Annotated in this window: 10 protein-coding genes and 2 pseudogenes; 3 read left to right on the forward strand and 9 right to left on the reverse strand. The window is 58.1% G+C overall.

Going from position 1 to position 14,645, the window contains the following annotated elements:
• Nucleotides 1–51 precede the first annotated feature (51 nt).
• Nucleotides 52–438 carry a hypothetical protein gene (locus AC0L3A_RS29930; RefSeq protein ID WP_473255699.1) on the forward strand — a complete coding sequence of 129 codons (387 nt, stop codon included), beginning with the start codon at nucleotides 52–54 and terminating at the stop codon, nucleotides 436–438.
• Nucleotides 439–818: 380 nt separating this feature from the next.
• Nucleotides 819–1,140: pseudogene (locus AC0L3A_RS29935) on the forward strand (DNA polymerase/3'-5' exonuclease PolX); the annotation flags it as partial.
• 974 nt (nucleotides 1,141–2,114) lie between these two features.
• Here AC0L3A_RS29935 and AC0L3A_RS29940 read toward each other — a convergent pair.
• Both AC0L3A_RS29940 and AC0L3A_RS29945 read right to left on the reverse strand, forming a co-directional pair.
• Nucleotides 2,115–2,603, reverse strand: a complete 489-nt coding sequence (locus tag AC0L3A_RS29940; RefSeq protein ID WP_246648707.1) for a hypothetical protein — start codon at nucleotides 2,601–2,603, stop codon at nucleotides 2,115–2,117.
• A gap of 236 nt (nucleotides 2,604–2,839) precedes the next feature.
• Nucleotides 2,840–4,318, reverse strand: a complete 1,479-nt coding sequence (locus AC0L3A_RS29945) for an OpgC domain-containing protein (RefSeq protein WP_473255701.1) — start codon at nucleotides 4,316–4,318, stop codon at nucleotides 2,840–2,842.
• A gap of 557 nt (nucleotides 4,319–4,875) precedes the next feature.
• Here AC0L3A_RS29945 and AC0L3A_RS29950 point away from each other — a divergent pair.
• Complete coding sequence (locus tag AC0L3A_RS29950) at nucleotides 4,876–5,538, forward strand: response regulator (protein ID WP_219681317.1); 663 nt, start codon at nucleotides 4,876–4,878, stop codon at nucleotides 5,536–5,538.
• Here the strand turns inward: AC0L3A_RS29950 and AC0L3A_RS29955 are convergent.
• The 7 genes and pseudogenes from AC0L3A_RS29955 to AC0L3A_RS29985 all read right to left on the reverse strand — a co-directional run bounded on the left by AC0L3A_RS29955 (nucleotide 5,533) and on the right by AC0L3A_RS29985 (nucleotide 14,557).
• A complete protein-coding gene (locus AC0L3A_RS29955; protein ID WP_354129111.1) occupies nucleotides 5,533–7,653 on the reverse strand; it encodes an MASE1 domain-containing protein in 2,121 nt (706 codons plus the stop codon). The genes AC0L3A_RS29950 and AC0L3A_RS29955 overlap by 6 nt on opposite strands.
• A gap of 1,666 nt (nucleotides 7,654–9,319) precedes the next feature.
• Nucleotides 9,320–10,160 (reverse strand): annotated as a pseudogene (locus AC0L3A_RS29960) (SMP-30/gluconolactonase/LRE family protein); the annotation flags it as partial.
• Nucleotides 10,161–10,715: 555 nt separating this feature from the next.
• The gene (locus tag AC0L3A_RS29965) at nucleotides 10,716–11,033 is read right to left on the reverse strand and encodes a sugar phosphate isomerase/epimerase family protein (protein ID WP_473255702.1); all 318 of its coding nucleotides are present in this window, start codon (nucleotides 11,031–11,033) and stop codon (nucleotides 10,716–10,718) included.
• Nucleotides 11,034–11,126: 93 nt separating this feature from the next.
• The gene (locus AC0L3A_RS29970; RefSeq protein ID WP_473255704.1) at nucleotides 11,127–11,579 is read right to left on the reverse strand and encodes a sugar phosphate isomerase/epimerase family protein; all 453 of its coding nucleotides are present in this window, start codon (nucleotides 11,577–11,579) and stop codon (nucleotides 11,127–11,129) included.
• Between the two features lie 6 nt (nucleotides 11,580–11,585).
• Entirely contained in the window at nucleotides 11,586–12,353 is a 768-nt protein-coding gene (locus tag AC0L3A_RS29975; protein ID WP_473255705.1) for a substrate-binding periplasmic protein, read from the reverse strand.
• A 26-nt stretch (nucleotides 12,354–12,379) separates the two neighbouring features.
• Entirely contained in the window at nucleotides 12,380–12,712 is a 333-nt protein-coding gene (locus AC0L3A_RS29980) for a c-type cytochrome (RefSeq protein WP_009859258.1), read from the reverse strand.
• Nucleotides 12,713–12,838: 126 nt separating this feature from the next.
• A complete protein-coding gene (locus AC0L3A_RS29985; protein WP_219681323.1) occupies nucleotides 12,839–14,557 on the reverse strand; it encodes a pyrroloquinoline quinone-dependent dehydrogenase in 1,719 nt (572 codons plus the stop codon).
• Nucleotides 14,558–14,645: the final 88 nt, after the last annotated feature.

Raw genomic sequence — 14,645 nt, forward strand, 5'->3', positions numbered from 1 at the left:
GATCGGCAAGATGAAATGGATGCTCGTTGTTCTGGTAGGAGGATGACCCCGGTGGACACCGACCTGGTCTTCGACAAGTTCGCCGATTGCCTCGCCGCCGAGGAGCAGATGCGAAAGCACTATACGGACGCTTTCGAGGCTTGGGACAGATGGGCTCCGGCCAATATCGAGCGACGCCGCGAATACTCTAAGGCCCGCGACCTCCAGACCAAACGCCTGCTCAGCAACATCGGTACGTGCGTTCCTCATGCGGGCGGCGACGCCGTAGCACCTCAGCAGCAGAATAATCCCACTCCTTCTCAGCCTTCCCAAGCTACCCCACTCCGCAGCCAAGTCCGAAAACGTAACGTCCGAACGTTTCGAACAGGCCCTGCCGCAAACGAAGGTCGCAGCGGCGCTTTCATCGCCCCTGCCTTCATTGCTCTCGCCACGCGCTGAGCTGTGGGCTGCTGACGATTATAGGTGCACGCCAAATGTCGCCCATAACGGACCTGCGGGCTGACGATGCCGACAGAACTAAGGCGTTTACCGACATCATGTCGGACGCTTTTGACTACTTCCGCGCCTACGCTGTCCGGGCTCTTTGCAAGGCCTGATCCATGCCGCAGGGCAGGATGAAGCATCTGCAGCTGGTTGCGGGACGAATTTACAATCTCCTCAAGAAGGAGGCCGCTTATAGCCCGAACACGCAGCACCTTGAGGACTTCCGGGCAGCGCACAAAATTGAGGAATCTCTCGATGGCCGGCGCGATGACGGCCCACCCACTAAAGGAGCCTTTGCTCCGGTGAGGCCGGGCGCGGAACGGGAGGCTCGTTGAGTGGCTTCCGTCGATGGTCGCACCGTAAGTAAGTCTCCTGCGAGAATACGCACAGCGAGCGGCGTTGCGTGGCGGCAACCCGTACAGGGCGAAAGCCTATGCGCGCGCCGCAGACAGCCTGGCGGCCCTTGCCGTCCCTCTGGACGTGCTCATCGCCGAAGACCGGCTCACGGAAATCCCCGGCGTCGGCGAGGCGATCGCCGACATTATCGTCAAGCTTCACAAGACGGGCTCTCATCCGAGCCTTGAAAAGCTGCGCAAGAAGTTTCCCGAGGGTGTACTCAAGATGCTTTCGGTGCCAGGTTTGCGGCCGGAGAAGGTATCAGGGGACCTGCCGCTATCGAACGGCCGCCACCGCGATCACCAGTAGAGGAAGATCGGCACCAATAATGGTGATACGAGCCACTCACGAATGTCGAACTTGCCGGGATCGGGCATCTGACCGCCTTCTTTCAGGTGGAGGCGGGAGCGCAATGCTCTCAGTCGCCGACCACTGATCGGGGCGGTGATGGATGACATCCCTGGGCTTAAACAACGCGCAGCGATACCTAAAAAGCACGCCCGAACGCGGCGAATCAGCGGCTTAACTTTAGCGAGGGCAGAACAATGGGATGCATCGCGTCCCGTTTCTGCTGTAGGTCGGCGACCACTCCTATAATACGCTTTGCGGTGAGCGGATCGAAGGGGAAGGCCGAGAGCCGTTGGTAGTGGGAGATTATCTCGTCTAGCTCTTTGCAAGCGTCGCACATTGGCTCACCCGCTCAACTTGAGGCGGGAGCACACGGGCTCTCGGTCACCGATAACAGCAGAGGATGACCCTGGCTAAAGGCTGCCGGTGCTTTCAGTTCCTATTTTAAGAGCGGCCACCCGGCGCGGGCCGCGGATCGTCGCGCCGAATGTGCCGTAGGGTTCAAAAGCTCAGGTGAGGACGTCCATCAGCGAGGGTCGCCCTCCGTAAACCGACATCTCGATCGCCGTGCGCTGTCAACTCAGGCGTCAACAGGCAACAAGCATTTCGAAATGAAGGAAGACGCTGTCATTGCGTTCTCTGGTCCGAGCAAATCTGATGCAAACAAAGATCGCTGAAAGAAGAGGCCGCCTGAAGCGCCTAGTACTCGTTCCCGTCGCTGTGATGAAGATCAAAAGCTCGATCGTACCTGTCGCGGGCTTCGGTACCTACGCTGTATCGGCCGGGCCACCATGAATGCGGTGGATTGTAGTTGTCGTTCTCAGCGTCTTCTTTGGCCTTTCTGCTTAAATCCTCGGGCGTCCAAAGCGACATTGATTTATCTTTACTCATGCCCAGGTCCTCCGAGTGTGCTGCGGCCTATCGCACCGGCAGCAATTTTGAAACGAAGTGCCAGTCGCCCAACAGCATCCCACCAGAACTCTGAATCCATCGCCTACGGTCTCATCGAGGACAATCATGCTGACGGACAGAAAAAAAGCGAGCGCCGCAAAGAAAGTTCCAGCCGCGCTGGCGAGCGCCGCCGCGTCGGCACCGAAGCTCCATTCTTCCGGCCGTTGGAATCTTATTGTGTGTGCAACACGGCTTGGCAGATCGATGCCCATATAGAAACCAAAAGCCCCGTAAAGCACCATCAAGAGGACCATCCATTCATTTCGAAACAACTCGGTTTCCATGCGCATCAGTCCTACGCCCACGTACAGGCCGCCTGCGGCGCCAACCATGGCCAGTCCAGTCCTTTCAAAGATGTGTGCCACCTTAACGACAACGGAACGGCCCAGCCACGTTGCGAGGGTGACGTAAGCGTACTTCGCCAACTGTTTCTCCCTAGTGACAAAGCGCACGGCTCTTGGGACGAGACTTCGAGACCGCCACCAATAGAACCCTGACCAGCTATTGATTTGGTGGCTAGTTCAGCCTGAAATCGGACTGGCAACTAGGCCGTTATGAGCGGCAGAAGAACGATCGGTTTCTTTGAATCTAATGCGGTTTCGGCAAGGGTGAGATTTGTTGAGGTCCCTTCTGGTGCAAGGGTGCGGCCGTTGGCGCAGGGCTACAGGCTGGCCGAGCTGGAAGCGACGACATGTCGGGAGCAGCTCTGGTCTTTGGGAAGTGTCCGCACCGACGTGTCAATAGCTATATTACGACTATAGAACCGTGCGGTTGCATTGTTGGCCACCATGGTTGCAGTCGCCGGCGACGCTGCGATGACATCTGCCTTGAGAGCTACCAATTCGTCGGCGACGCGAAGCACCCCGTGGGATTGCCTCTCCCCGAACCGGCAATCGATGATGACATTCTGGCCGGCGGCCCCTGCGAGCTCGCGCGGTCCTCGTCGAAACGCTTCCAGGGGGCGCCAGCCAAGGGTGTCGCGCACACCCATAGGCAGGACAGCGGTCGGCTGCGGCCTGGGTTTGATCTTGATCAAGTTCAGCAGCGTCGCCGCCACGATCATCGTTAGGACGCCACCAACGCTGAGCGTGATCTGCATCGCAAGCCCCTCAGATATGTCGAGCAGCGCCAGGAGGCTGACGAGCGTGAGCAGAACGCCGAGGCAGAAGATTGGCAACGAGTGCTTGCCACAGAGGATGGCGCCGCGCATCACCGCAGTCGTCAATGCTTGTCGATTGGGTGGCACGAACCATACCGCTACAACCGCAAGAGCCAAGAAATGCAACAGACGCAACGGATCGAGATTCGATTTGTCCATCGGGTAAGCCAAGTTCGTCAGCCCCTTCGGTATCAACGCTTCCAGCGGCTTGATTCTCCAGCTCAATACGATGGCGAGGCTGAAGACCAGATAAAGAACGGCAGGCACAAGCACCATGCGCGACGTTAGCCAGGGGCGTACTCTTTCGCCCTCGATTATCACCCACGCGCCAAGGACCACGAGCAGTTGCCAGGCCAGTGGATTGAAAGCCCAGTGGCCGTTCGGCCACGCCGGCAAGGACCAGCCGAATATATGCACCAGCGTATAAAGCGCCAGCGAAGCGCCAAGCGTCACGTTCGGCAGTCGCAGCAGCAACCACAGCAACGGCGCGAACAAGAGGTGGAGAAGCACGAAGATCGGCAATACGTCGGTATTGACCGGACGATACTGCAGGATCGCCGCGTGCGCGAGCGTCGCGCCGGGCTGATCCAACAGAATGCGCGTATTGCTCTCGTCAGCGAGGCGTTCCACGCCAGCGATGCGGACTAGAAGGGCGCAGGCGAGCGTGAGCAGCAGAAATGCGACATAGATGTCCCAGCTTCGCCGCAGCGTTCGGCGGATCACGCGGGTCCATCCCTCGCACCTCCATACCTTACCGTAGGCCAGTGCGCAGGTGACGCCCGAGACGAACATGAACAGTTCCGCCGCATCGCTGAAGCCGTAGTTTCGCGGCGTCAGCCAGCTTCCAATGTTATTGGGGACATGATCAAGAAAGATGCACCAGAGCGCGATGCCGCGGCAGGCGTCAATCCGCAGGTCGCGGCCGTTGGCTTTCAGCTCCGGCAGTGCGGCCGCTGATGGCTTCGGGGTGGCGGTTAGCATTGGCTTGCCTCGTCTAGCGTGCGCGCACGCTTAAAGAGGAACGATCGAAAGCGACCGATTTGAACAAAAGCGCGGCCCTGCTCCGGTCGTGACAGCGCCGCAGTCCAGCGTTGCTTCACGTCGACCTGGCCACGACACCAATCGCGACAATGATCATATGGCCGCGCTTGAGTAAAACGCTGGTGTAGAGGGTGACCGTCGACATCATCGTTTAAGTTGCGCAGTGTGTAAATTGGCCGCAGGTCGGTATGAAGAGGTGCCTAGGTCCTATGACGAAGGTACCGTCGGGGCGGCGGCATCTATTTGATACCCTCAACCACGCGATGAGCAATTCATCGCTCGCGTGGACGGTAGGGCGGCGAGGACCGCGCTTCATGTAGTCCTTGCTCATTACGATTGTGTGCCGGTTGCAACCATAACGCACAGCAGCACTCGGCTCCTACTTTGAGTGCCTGACGGCGAACCACTGGACCAGAGATAGAAGGTGAACGGCTTCCAAGGTGGGTGTATGATTCTTTCATTGATCTCCGGGCGGTCATTGGACGGAGAGCAGTTTTATGAAGGTTCTTGTTGTTGACGATCACACATTAATCCGCGAGGCGTTGCACGGCGTCCTGAAGCAATTGAAGCGAGAGGCCGTGATATTCGAGGCTTCGAGCAGTCGAGAGGCCATGCGCATCGTCGAGGAGCATCCCGATATCAGCCTCATTTTGCTCGATATCAATTTGCCTGACCGCGACGGCTTCTCTGTCCTTTGCGAACTGCGCCATCGCTATACGGCGATTGCTATCATCATTCTCTCGTCCTCCGATGATCAGGACACGGTCAGGCGCGCTTTCAAACTTGGCGCGCTGGGTTTCATTCCGAAAACCACGGAACGTGAAGTGATGCTCAATGCTATTGAGTTGGTGTTCTCCGGCGGAGTTTACATTCCCTCGGAGATTCTGGAGGAAACGGCAGGTCCGCGGTTTGCGGATAAACCATTGGCTCGCGACTCACTCAAGGGGCGAGGATTGACCGATCGTCAGATCGACGTACTTGCGCTCCTGATGAAGGGAAAAAGCAACAAGGTCATTGCCAGGACGCTCAATATGGCAGTGCCGACAGTGAAGAATCACATGACGGTCGTTCTCAAGGCGCTCGGGGTAGCGACCCGCACTGAAGCCATCATAAAAGTCGGAAAAATGGGCTGGGAATGGCCGCCGAAGTCTGAATCATGAGACTGCCCGGGTGCCTCCTCCACCATCATGATCTCTGAGGAGCTCATGCATGACAGCGCGGAGCCGCATCGGGTCGACCGGCTTGTGCAGCAAAATGTAGCCTCTGTCCCTAGCGTCCCGCAGAGGTTCAGCTGCGGTATCGCCGCTGATGAGAATGGCGGGAATTGACGAGCCAAACGCCGCATTGATTTGTTCAATTGCCCGGATGCCGGTCTTCCCGCTTGCGAGATGATAGTCCGAGATTATGAGATCTGGGCGCTGTTCGCGCTCGGCAAGTTGGACAAGTGCAGGTTCGTCGGATCCGGAGGCAAGAACCGAGTATCCCCATTTGCTAAGCAGTCCGCCCGTTCCCTCCTGCACGATCGGAGTATCGGCAATAACGAGAATTGCCTTGCCGTCGATTGCGAAGGCACCGGGGTATGGTAAGTCGGCGGGCGCCGCGGACCTGACGCATTGATCGATTTTCGGAACCAGGATTGCAAATCGCGAACCTCGGCCCATAGTCGAAGCCAGGTCGATTTGATGGTGGAGAAGCACGCGAAGCTTGTCGACGATAGCGAGGCCGAGGCCCAGTCCGACGGACCGGTTCTGTTCGGCGGTGGGAATCTGAAAAAACTCACCGAAGATATTGTGCTTTTGATCCTCGGGAATGCCAGGACCGGTATCCCATACTTCGATACGCAACATTTCACCACGCCGGCGACATCCGACCACGATACCGCCCCGCAAGGTATAGCGCACCGCATTCGATACGAGATTCAGCATGATGCGTTCGAGCAGCATCGCGTCGCTTCGCACCCATGCGTCACTTGGCCTGACGCGTAGCCGCAGACCCTTTTTTTGCGTCGCCTGGTCAAACGCCGTCTCGATTTTTTGCAACAGGCGCCCGATCGGGAACTCGGTGATTTGGGGGATAAGCATCCCGGCATCCAGCCTGGAAATGTCCAGGAGCGAATTGAACATTTCATCCATTTCCTTGCGGGTGGCGTCGATTCGCTCGACCGTTTTTGTCCTTTCTTCCGGTTTGAGCGGCGTGCGCAGCTGGGCGACGAACAACCCCAACGCATGTAAGGGCTGCCGCAAATCATGGCTTGCCATGGCGAGAAAGCGCGATTTCGCTGCGTTGGCGAGCTCCAGTTCCTGCGTACGCTCTGCGACTTTCTGCTCGAGTTCGACGTGCGCGCGGCGCAGGCTTCGTTCCGCTTTCTTGCGGACCTCGACATCAGCGCTCAGCAGCAAGCTTGGAACGGTAATACTGATCAAGAACATCAACACGAGCAGGAATGACGCATTGGGATCTGGCGTCGCGAAGGGGCCGCCGCCCGTGTGCGTTCCCCAAATCGTGATGCCCGCAAGCACGAGGGCAACCGTTGCGGTATCGCGTGGCCCGCGACGCAGCGCCGCCCATAACATGGGCAGGATGGCGAGAAAACCGAGCGGATCTCGGCCGGGCGTCTGCTCGATCAGGGGGCTGAATGCAATCAGTCCAACAACCGACGCTGTCGTGAGGACGCCGGCCGTCTCCAGAAGTTCACGGGAATTGAACGGATGATAGCGGCTTGATGTCCAAAGCACGACCGCGGGGGCAATGACCAGCGCGCCAGTCACGTCGCCCAGCCACCAGGTGATCCACGCGTCCGCGAAATTCTGCTGTTCGATGTACCCGAACATTGCCAGACTGGTCAGTCCAATGCTGGCACTGATCGGTGTCGCGATCACGACGCAAATCACAGCAAACTTTGCGACAGAGTCGGGCTTTGAAAACGTGTTACACCCACCCGACCATCGATTAATAAAATAAGCGCCAGTAACTGCTTCGAGAGAGTTACCGGCCGCAATCGCAATTGCGGTGGCAACGGAGCCTGCCGTCGTAACATTAGCGATCATCGCGGCCGCAAAAATTGCTGGCCAGATCCGATATCCCCGCAACAGCACCGCCGCTAGCGCGACACCCGTCGGTGGCCAAATTGGCGTTGCACTGGGATGAATGGAGGCGAGAGTAAGCCCGCCTTTTGCCAAGACGAGATAGATGGCTCCAATTGCGACCAGATCGATGACGTAGCTGATAGCTCGGCTAGAATTTGTCCTGAGAGCTAATGATCGTGGATCGGACATTGTCGGCGCCTGGACCAGGCAATTGGCTCGTCCATCGAGACTGACTTTTGATCGCTGGTCGGAGATCAAAGATCACAAGGTCAATACGGCAGATGCGCTCCGATCGAATTGATCATCGCGGTCTGCTGGCGGACTAAGAGACGGCGCGTGCGATGGAGCATTTGGCCGACTTGCTGTTAAATCCCGCGAATTGCCTCAGAACCAGTGGGACGTTGCGCCCCCGAATTCGCGTCGTCTCGTGCTCCCGAGCTTTGGGGGGACGCATCGTACGACGAAGATAGGCTCTCCGAAAGTCCGGATTGGGATCGGGATCAGGTCGGTCTGTACGACGAGAGCCCTATCTCTCGTTGGAGTCTCAGGACTGAACTACTTGCACGATAGCCTGCATACAGCGCGACGAGGGCGCGCAAGCTTCACTCAAAAATGGAAGCATCGGAGGCGCAGCATGACGCTGCCGCCCCGGTCCGCTTCTAGTTCAGCCACAGCGGGGCGTGCGGATGTCTTTCATAATGCGGTCCGGATCATCACCGAGATCAAGCGGAAATCCGAGGACGCCTGCCGCAATCCTAGGAATGCGCGGCCTTGCTTTCTCCGCCCAAAGAGCGGGGCCGTTTTTCTTTCGAAGGCCGCTTATTAGTCGGTGTCAGTCCAGCTGCGAAGGCTGGGCGCCAATTTACCGGCCCAGCCGCGAGCCTCATCAACGAATATTATGGCACGTTCGATCGGCGCTGTTCTGCGAACGGTCGCAAAAAGGTCTGTCAGGAACCATCGCATAAAAGGTGCGAGCGTCTCGAGTGATTCCGTTAGCAAGGAGAGGAATAATTGGCCTGGTCACGGCAGAAATCTTCGAAATTGAACGTGCTTAAGTTCGAGAGGCGTTGTGGCCGCGGATCGTCGCACCACTGAAGCGCCTGCGCGGCGGTCGAGAATACGGGATCGCGTGTCCGTGGCTCCATTGCCAGCAGGGCACGAACGCGGTTTGTAATGCTATCGCTGCGGAGTAAATCTAGGTGCTTCTTGAGCGCCTCGTGATCGCCAATCAATGCGGAAATCGCGGCGTGGGATCCTTCGTGACGAGTGCGATCCTTTGCGCGGTAACAATCACGTCGGCGGCACGATTCTGAAATAGGCGCTTTCAGCACTCGTAGCTGTGGGCAGTAAGCATCTTGCGAGACGCTGCGAGCAGAGGATATGCCAGGAATGCTATGGCGCGGACGGAAGACGCCTTCGAGAAGGGCAAGGCCGACGGCGCGAAAGCGGCTCCTGCGGTTATCGCCGCCGTGGCTCGCGATTGGTCGGCGACGCCCGCCAATAGCCCCTCGCCAGTGCGAAGGCTCTGATGATCCGCTTGCGCGTTGTATCACAGGCGTGTAGCACTCACTCAGGCAAGAGACGTGAACAGCGCGTCTTTTCAATAGGTTACTGCCTTGGCAGGCGGAGGTTTCGATCCCTCCTGCTCCTCCAAACCAATATGGTTACAGGATTGTTTTTCAAACGCTTTTCCAATGATCGTCGGCTGCCTCACATCAAAACCACGGTTGTAAGCTACGTTTGTATCCGCCCGCTGAAGGATCCCTTGCCCAATGAGGCGTGTTGAAGAGCACGCCGAACCTGACATCGCAGACAGGTCCACTCACGCGGGCCGCGTGAGGCGCAGCCCGCGTCAAAGATTGGCGACGGTTTCCGGAATGTGGATCTTACCTAGCAGTTCGCCCCCTGGCGTATAGCAGCGCACCCCGTCCTCGGTCGGATCGCCCCAACCGACGGAGCACCAGACACGACCCTCGGTGTCACAGCGTAAGCCGTCGGTAATGCTGGGCTTGGGCATTTCCGCAAAGACCTTGCTGTTCGACGCCTTTCCAGCGGCGACATCAAGGTCGAACACCCGGATGTGAGCGGGATTGTCGGGCCCGTCGGTGAAACCGGTGTCGATCACATAGAGCTTCTTCTCGTCGGGCGCGAACGGTAATCCCGTTCGGCTCGACGAAATCATCGGCGATCACCTTGATATCCCCTGATTTAGGATTGACGCGGTACACGTTGTGCTTTTCCTGCTCGGGCTCGGCCTTGATGCCCTCATAGAAGCCGCCGATGCCGTAGGCCGGATCGGTGAACCAGATCGCACCATCGGACGTGACAACCGCGTCGTTTGGCGAGTTCAACCTCTTGCCATTGTACTTGTCAGCAATGATTGTGATCAAACCGTCCAATTCAGTCCTGGTAACGCGTCGGCCAGAATGCTCGCAGGTGATCAAACGGCCCTCGCGATCGATGGTGTTACCGTTCGAGTTCATGGATGGCTGGCGGAACACGCTGACGTGACCGTCGTCTTCCGAGAAGCGCATGATGCGGTTGTTTGGAATATCGCTGAACAGGACATAGCGGCCAGCCGGGAAGTAGACCGGCCCCTCGGCCCATCGAAATCCCGTTGCGACGCGTTCTACCGCCATCGTGCCGGCGAACGCCGGAAAGTCAGCCGGCCCGAACGTGGCCTTGCCCTTCTTCATGGATTCCAGGTGAGCATCCGGGTAGCGGCTTCCCGATAGCGGCCCCAATGGCAACGGCTCGGTCGACCTGGTTGGAGCGCCCGTTTGACCGAATGGCGCTACGCTCGCAGCCGAAGCCATTTTCACGGTTGCTGCCATTGTCGCGGCTGCTGTTGTGGTGAGAAACGCGCGTCTGTTCATCATCACCTCCCTGTTGCATTGACAATTTTTGCGAGACGCTGATCGGCGATCCGAACTGCTTGCCAAGCAGTGCTGTCGTTCGGACATCGCAAATTGTAGCACGAGAAAGATGGGCCAAGAAGTCGAGCAGTGCGCTGAGCGTGAAGAAGGCAATCCTTGGCGAATGGGGCGCATCTCGCTGTGCGCACCCGCCCCGAGATCGATCGCGTAGGGATGAGATGAGCCAAACGGGTTCAAAAAAAGCCCCAGCTCCCGGGTCGGGGAAACTGGGGTCTAGCCTCTCGCTTCGGCCGGCAAGGGGACCGCCGGCACCGACATGCTAGTTCCTCCAGGGGCTCCAGGGGAGTCACGATCAGGTGTGGTTGATCACAAGCATTACGGTGTGCGTGGCCGAATGAACCCGCGCGAAAGATATGGCTGGTTCCGAAGAAATGCGATGCTTGTCTCTATGCTCCGCAGCGGATCAGTTGAAACATCCTGTTCGACGAGAACATGTCTCACGCCGCTCTGGCGCGCAGCTTCGAGTATGCTGGCAAAGTCGATCGTGCCGCGACCTAGTTCGGTGGTCGAACCATCTTTTGCCATGTCCTTGAGATGAACCAGTGGAAACCGCGATGGATTTGCCCTCAAGACGCGCGCAGAATCGAGATTTCCTTTGGTTGCCCAATAAACATCGAGCTCGAACTTGACCAAGCGCTCGTCCGTGCGCCTCAGCAAAACATCATACGGCTGGATGCCACCGGGCAGGGCAGCAAACTCGAAGTCGTGATTATGATAGGCGAGGGTCTAGTTCGACCGCGACGCTAATTGACCAATCGTATTCAGATTATCGCAGATCCGCTTCCAATCATCGGTGGTCTTCCGTACCGACGGATCCAACCATGGACAAACGACAAACCGACTGCCGAGCAAATGAGCGATCTCGAACGATGGTTGGGCATTGTCCCGCAGACTGGGGTAGTCGATATGCAGTGATGGGGCAGTGAGACCCAGGCCTAGCAGGAGCTTACGGGTGTGGCTGACGTCTGAGCCGAGAATGCCGGCAAACTCCACCTCGCTGTAGCCGAGAATGGCAACTCTCCTCAGGGTCCCCTCAAAATCGACCTTCAGCAGGTCACGAACCGTGTAGAGCTGCAGGCCAATTTTCCGCACCTCTCCACCGAATGTCGAATCGATTGTCATCATCGCCCCAGCCGCGATGAATCCTAAAACAGCTCGCCTGCTGAGTTCCGCCGGCATACTGGGCTATCTTGGCGCTTGTAGGACGACACCGTAGCGCTCGTATATCCGATTGATCGTACCGTCGGTTCGCAGCCGGTCCAGGGCTCCGTCGATAGCTTCACGCAACTGGTCATCCGGGCGCACCATGCCAACAGCAACATTCCAGTTAAGGTTCGCCTCGTTCTCATCGAGTTCGAGAATGCGTACCGCCTTGTCCGGATGCGTCACATTGAAATAGCTGGCCGTCGTCGGGGTGACCGCTGCCGCATCAATCTCATGATTGGCAAGAGCCTCTAGGCTGTCGACCTCGAAACCAAACGTCGACGTGGGCACGTGGCGCTGACCGAGGGTCATGGCCGCCATAGATCCGACCAGGACACCAACTTTCGAGTGCTCATCGAGACTCTTGAAGGAGGTGAGTTTGCTTCCATGAGGAACTGCCAGCGCAACACCTGTGCGATAATACGCCTTCGATATCCTCAGATTGGTCTCGCCCTGCGCCTCGCGGTCGGCGATGATGTCGAGCACGATGTCGCAGCCCGCGCTCCGCATCTGGTATTGAGTGATGATCCAGTCTGACCTCAGTGAGACACCAAGCTCGCGCGCGAACGCGTTGCCCAACTCGATCTGAAATCCGGGAGGGTCACCGGCCTTGTTGGCGAAAGGAAGCGAGTTGGGGTGGGCGCATAGTCCAAGCACACCGGAGTTGCGGATCGCGTCGAGAGAACGAGCCTGCGCAATACTGGTTAGTTCCAGCAGGGCGCCGACCACGAGGGCTAAATAAGTTTTCATGAAACCCCTGTGTAGATCAATGTCGCCTAGCCTTCATGTGGCTTCAGGGCGCGGATGTATTTCATGATTTCGTCGATTTGCGCATCGCTGAACGTCACGCCGAAAGCCGGCATCGCGCCTTCCTTGCCGTTCTTGATGCGGTTGCGGATGAAGTCGTCATCTCGCTTGCTATCCATGAGCTGCGGCCCCTTGCCGGCAGCGCGACCGCCGTCGGAGTGACACCAACCACAGGTGGTCGCGAACAACTGCCCGACATCGAGTTGTTGGTTATCCGGAGCGCCCGGAGTAGGTTGCTGCGCGCGAGAGGGCAAGCTGGCAATCGTAAGGAGCGCGGCCAGTGTCGAGGTCGACAACGTCATGATCTTCCAAGCCAATCGCATACCGGCCAACCCTACCTCTCAGGGATCCAATTTGCGCCGAGCTTCGTTAGCTCCGCTTTGACAAAGGGAGCGGCGTCACGCCGCTCCCTCCCGGCGTCACGAGCATTATTTCAGACTGTAAACGATGAGCGCGCCGTCGTCGCGAGGCATGCTCTTGTAGACGCCGCCGAAGGTCGGCGCGTAGTCATCCGACGCCATGCCTCCGAAGCCGGCGACGACCGCGATGTACTGCTTACCATTGACGGCGTAGCTGATGATGCCGCCTTGGTGGCCGGTGCCGTCGCCGTGGCTCCACAATTCGGCACCGGAATCGGCATCGTAAGCATGGACCGTGCCGCGCGAGTCCGGGACGAATACCAGATTGCCTCCAGTGGACAATACGCTTCCGAGCGGCGGCTCGGGGAAGCGCACTTCCCACTTCTTGGCGCCGGTGATGGGATCGCGCGCATCCAGATGGCCATAGATCTCACCGCCGGGCGGCGGAGCGATCTTGAAGTCGGCTCCGATGTTGAGTTGGGCCTGAGGAGCAACGATCGGAGTCGTCTTCTGAACTTCGAGCGTCATGCACCATTCCTGGCCGAGCTTGTAATAGAGGCCTGTCTTCGGGTTATACGATCCGGAATTCCAGCTCACCCCACCAGATATGTGAGGGCACAATGGTTCGGAAGCCTTCCCGGCGGAGAAGTCGCGGCGACCGATTAGCTCACCCGTCTTGGGATCGATATCCTTGACGAAATTGCTGTTCTGCGTGATCCGCCATACGTTTTTGACGGCGAGGTTGCGGTCGTAAACGAAGATATATCCGCTCTTGTTCGGATGGACGATGTACTTCTGGCCATCGCGATCGAGCATCACAAACTCGCCGACCGCGCTATCAAAGTCCCAGGCGTCGTGAGGTAGCTCCTGATGATAGGACTTCAGCTTGCCGGTGTCGATATCGAGCGCAAGCACTGAGGTGGTGTAGAGATTGTCTCCGGGACGCGCCCCTTGCGTCTTGTAATCGGCTCCCGACCAGTCGTAGAGCGGAGCCGGGTTTGCAGTCCCCCACAGAATTGTGTTTGTCTCGCCGTCGTAGGTGCCAGGCATCCAGCCGCCGCCGCCGCCGGTCCGCCACGAGTCATTGCCCCAGGTCTTTATGGCGTCGTCGGTGCCGGCAACCGTCAGGAATTCCCATTTCTTCTTGCCGGTTGCTGCATCAACACCGAAGATCGGACCCCGGCCCGGCCATTCGCCGCCTTGCGCGCCGATCACCACTGTGCCCTTGGCGTAAAGCGGCGCTCCGGTGAAACCAACGGTCAGCTTTTGGGAATCGATCAGCTTGGTGTCCCACATGACCTTTCCGGTCTTCATGTCGAGCGCGATGAGGCGGCCATCCATGGTTCCGACATAGACCTTCCCCTCGCCGATGGCGGCACCGCGATTATAGGGGGAGTGGGTCTGCCGCGCGATCAGGGCCTCGTCCAACTCGGGGAAGTAAGACCAGATCACCTCACCGGTAGCGCCGTTCAGTGCAAACGTGCGGCTGTAGGACCCAGTGTAGTAGAGTACCCCGTCGGCCGCGAGAGGCATCGATTGCAGCCCTCGCGTGGAACGTCCCGGAATATGGATCCAGGCAACGCCCAGATTGCTTACGTTACTGGGATTGATCTGTGCTAGCGGGCTGTAGTGATACGACTTGTATGAGCCATGATAGGTCAGCCAATCGTTCTGACCGGCGGATTCAATCCGGGCCGTGTCCACGGATTGCGCAAACGCCCCTGACGCCATGAGCGTCACACCAATAACAACAACAGGGAAACAAGAATAACGCCACTGCTTCTTCATGTAGAGTTCCTCCCGCTTTTTTACATTTGTGGACTGAGTAGCCGCCTCCGAGGAGTTTCGCCGTTCAATGCGGCGCTTCTTCGCCACC

It is taken from the genome of Bradyrhizobium sp. MI1.3, assembly GCF_055811695.1.

Coding starts and splice junctions, on each gene's coding strand:
- AC0L3A_RS29985 (WP_219681323.1), bottom strand. CDS start 14,557: ATGAAGAAGCAGTGGCGTTATTCTTGTTTCCCTGTTGTTGTTATTGGT.
- AC0L3A_RS29955 (WP_354129111.1), bottom strand. CDS start 7,653: ATGTCCGATCCACGATCATTAGCTCTCAGGACAAATTCTAGCCGAGCT.
- AC0L3A_RS29980 (WP_009859258.1), bottom strand. CDS start 12,712: ATGACGTTGTCGACCTCGACACTGGCCGCGCTCCTTACGATTGCCAGC.
- AC0L3A_RS29945 (WP_473255701.1), bottom strand. CDS start 4,318: ATGCTAACCGCCACCCCGAAGCCATCAGCGGCCGCACTGCCGGAGCTG.
- AC0L3A_RS29950 (WP_219681317.1), top strand. CDS start 4,876: ATGAAGGTTCTTGTTGTTGACGATCACACATTAATCCGCGAGGCGTTG.
- AC0L3A_RS29975 (WP_473255705.1), bottom strand. CDS start 12,353: ATGAAAACTTATTTAGCCCTCGTGGTCGGCGCCCTGCTGGAACTAACC.
- AC0L3A_RS29970 (WP_473255704.1), bottom strand. CDS start 11,579: ATGCCGGCGGAACTCAGCAGGCGAGCTGTTTTAGGATTCATCGCGGCT.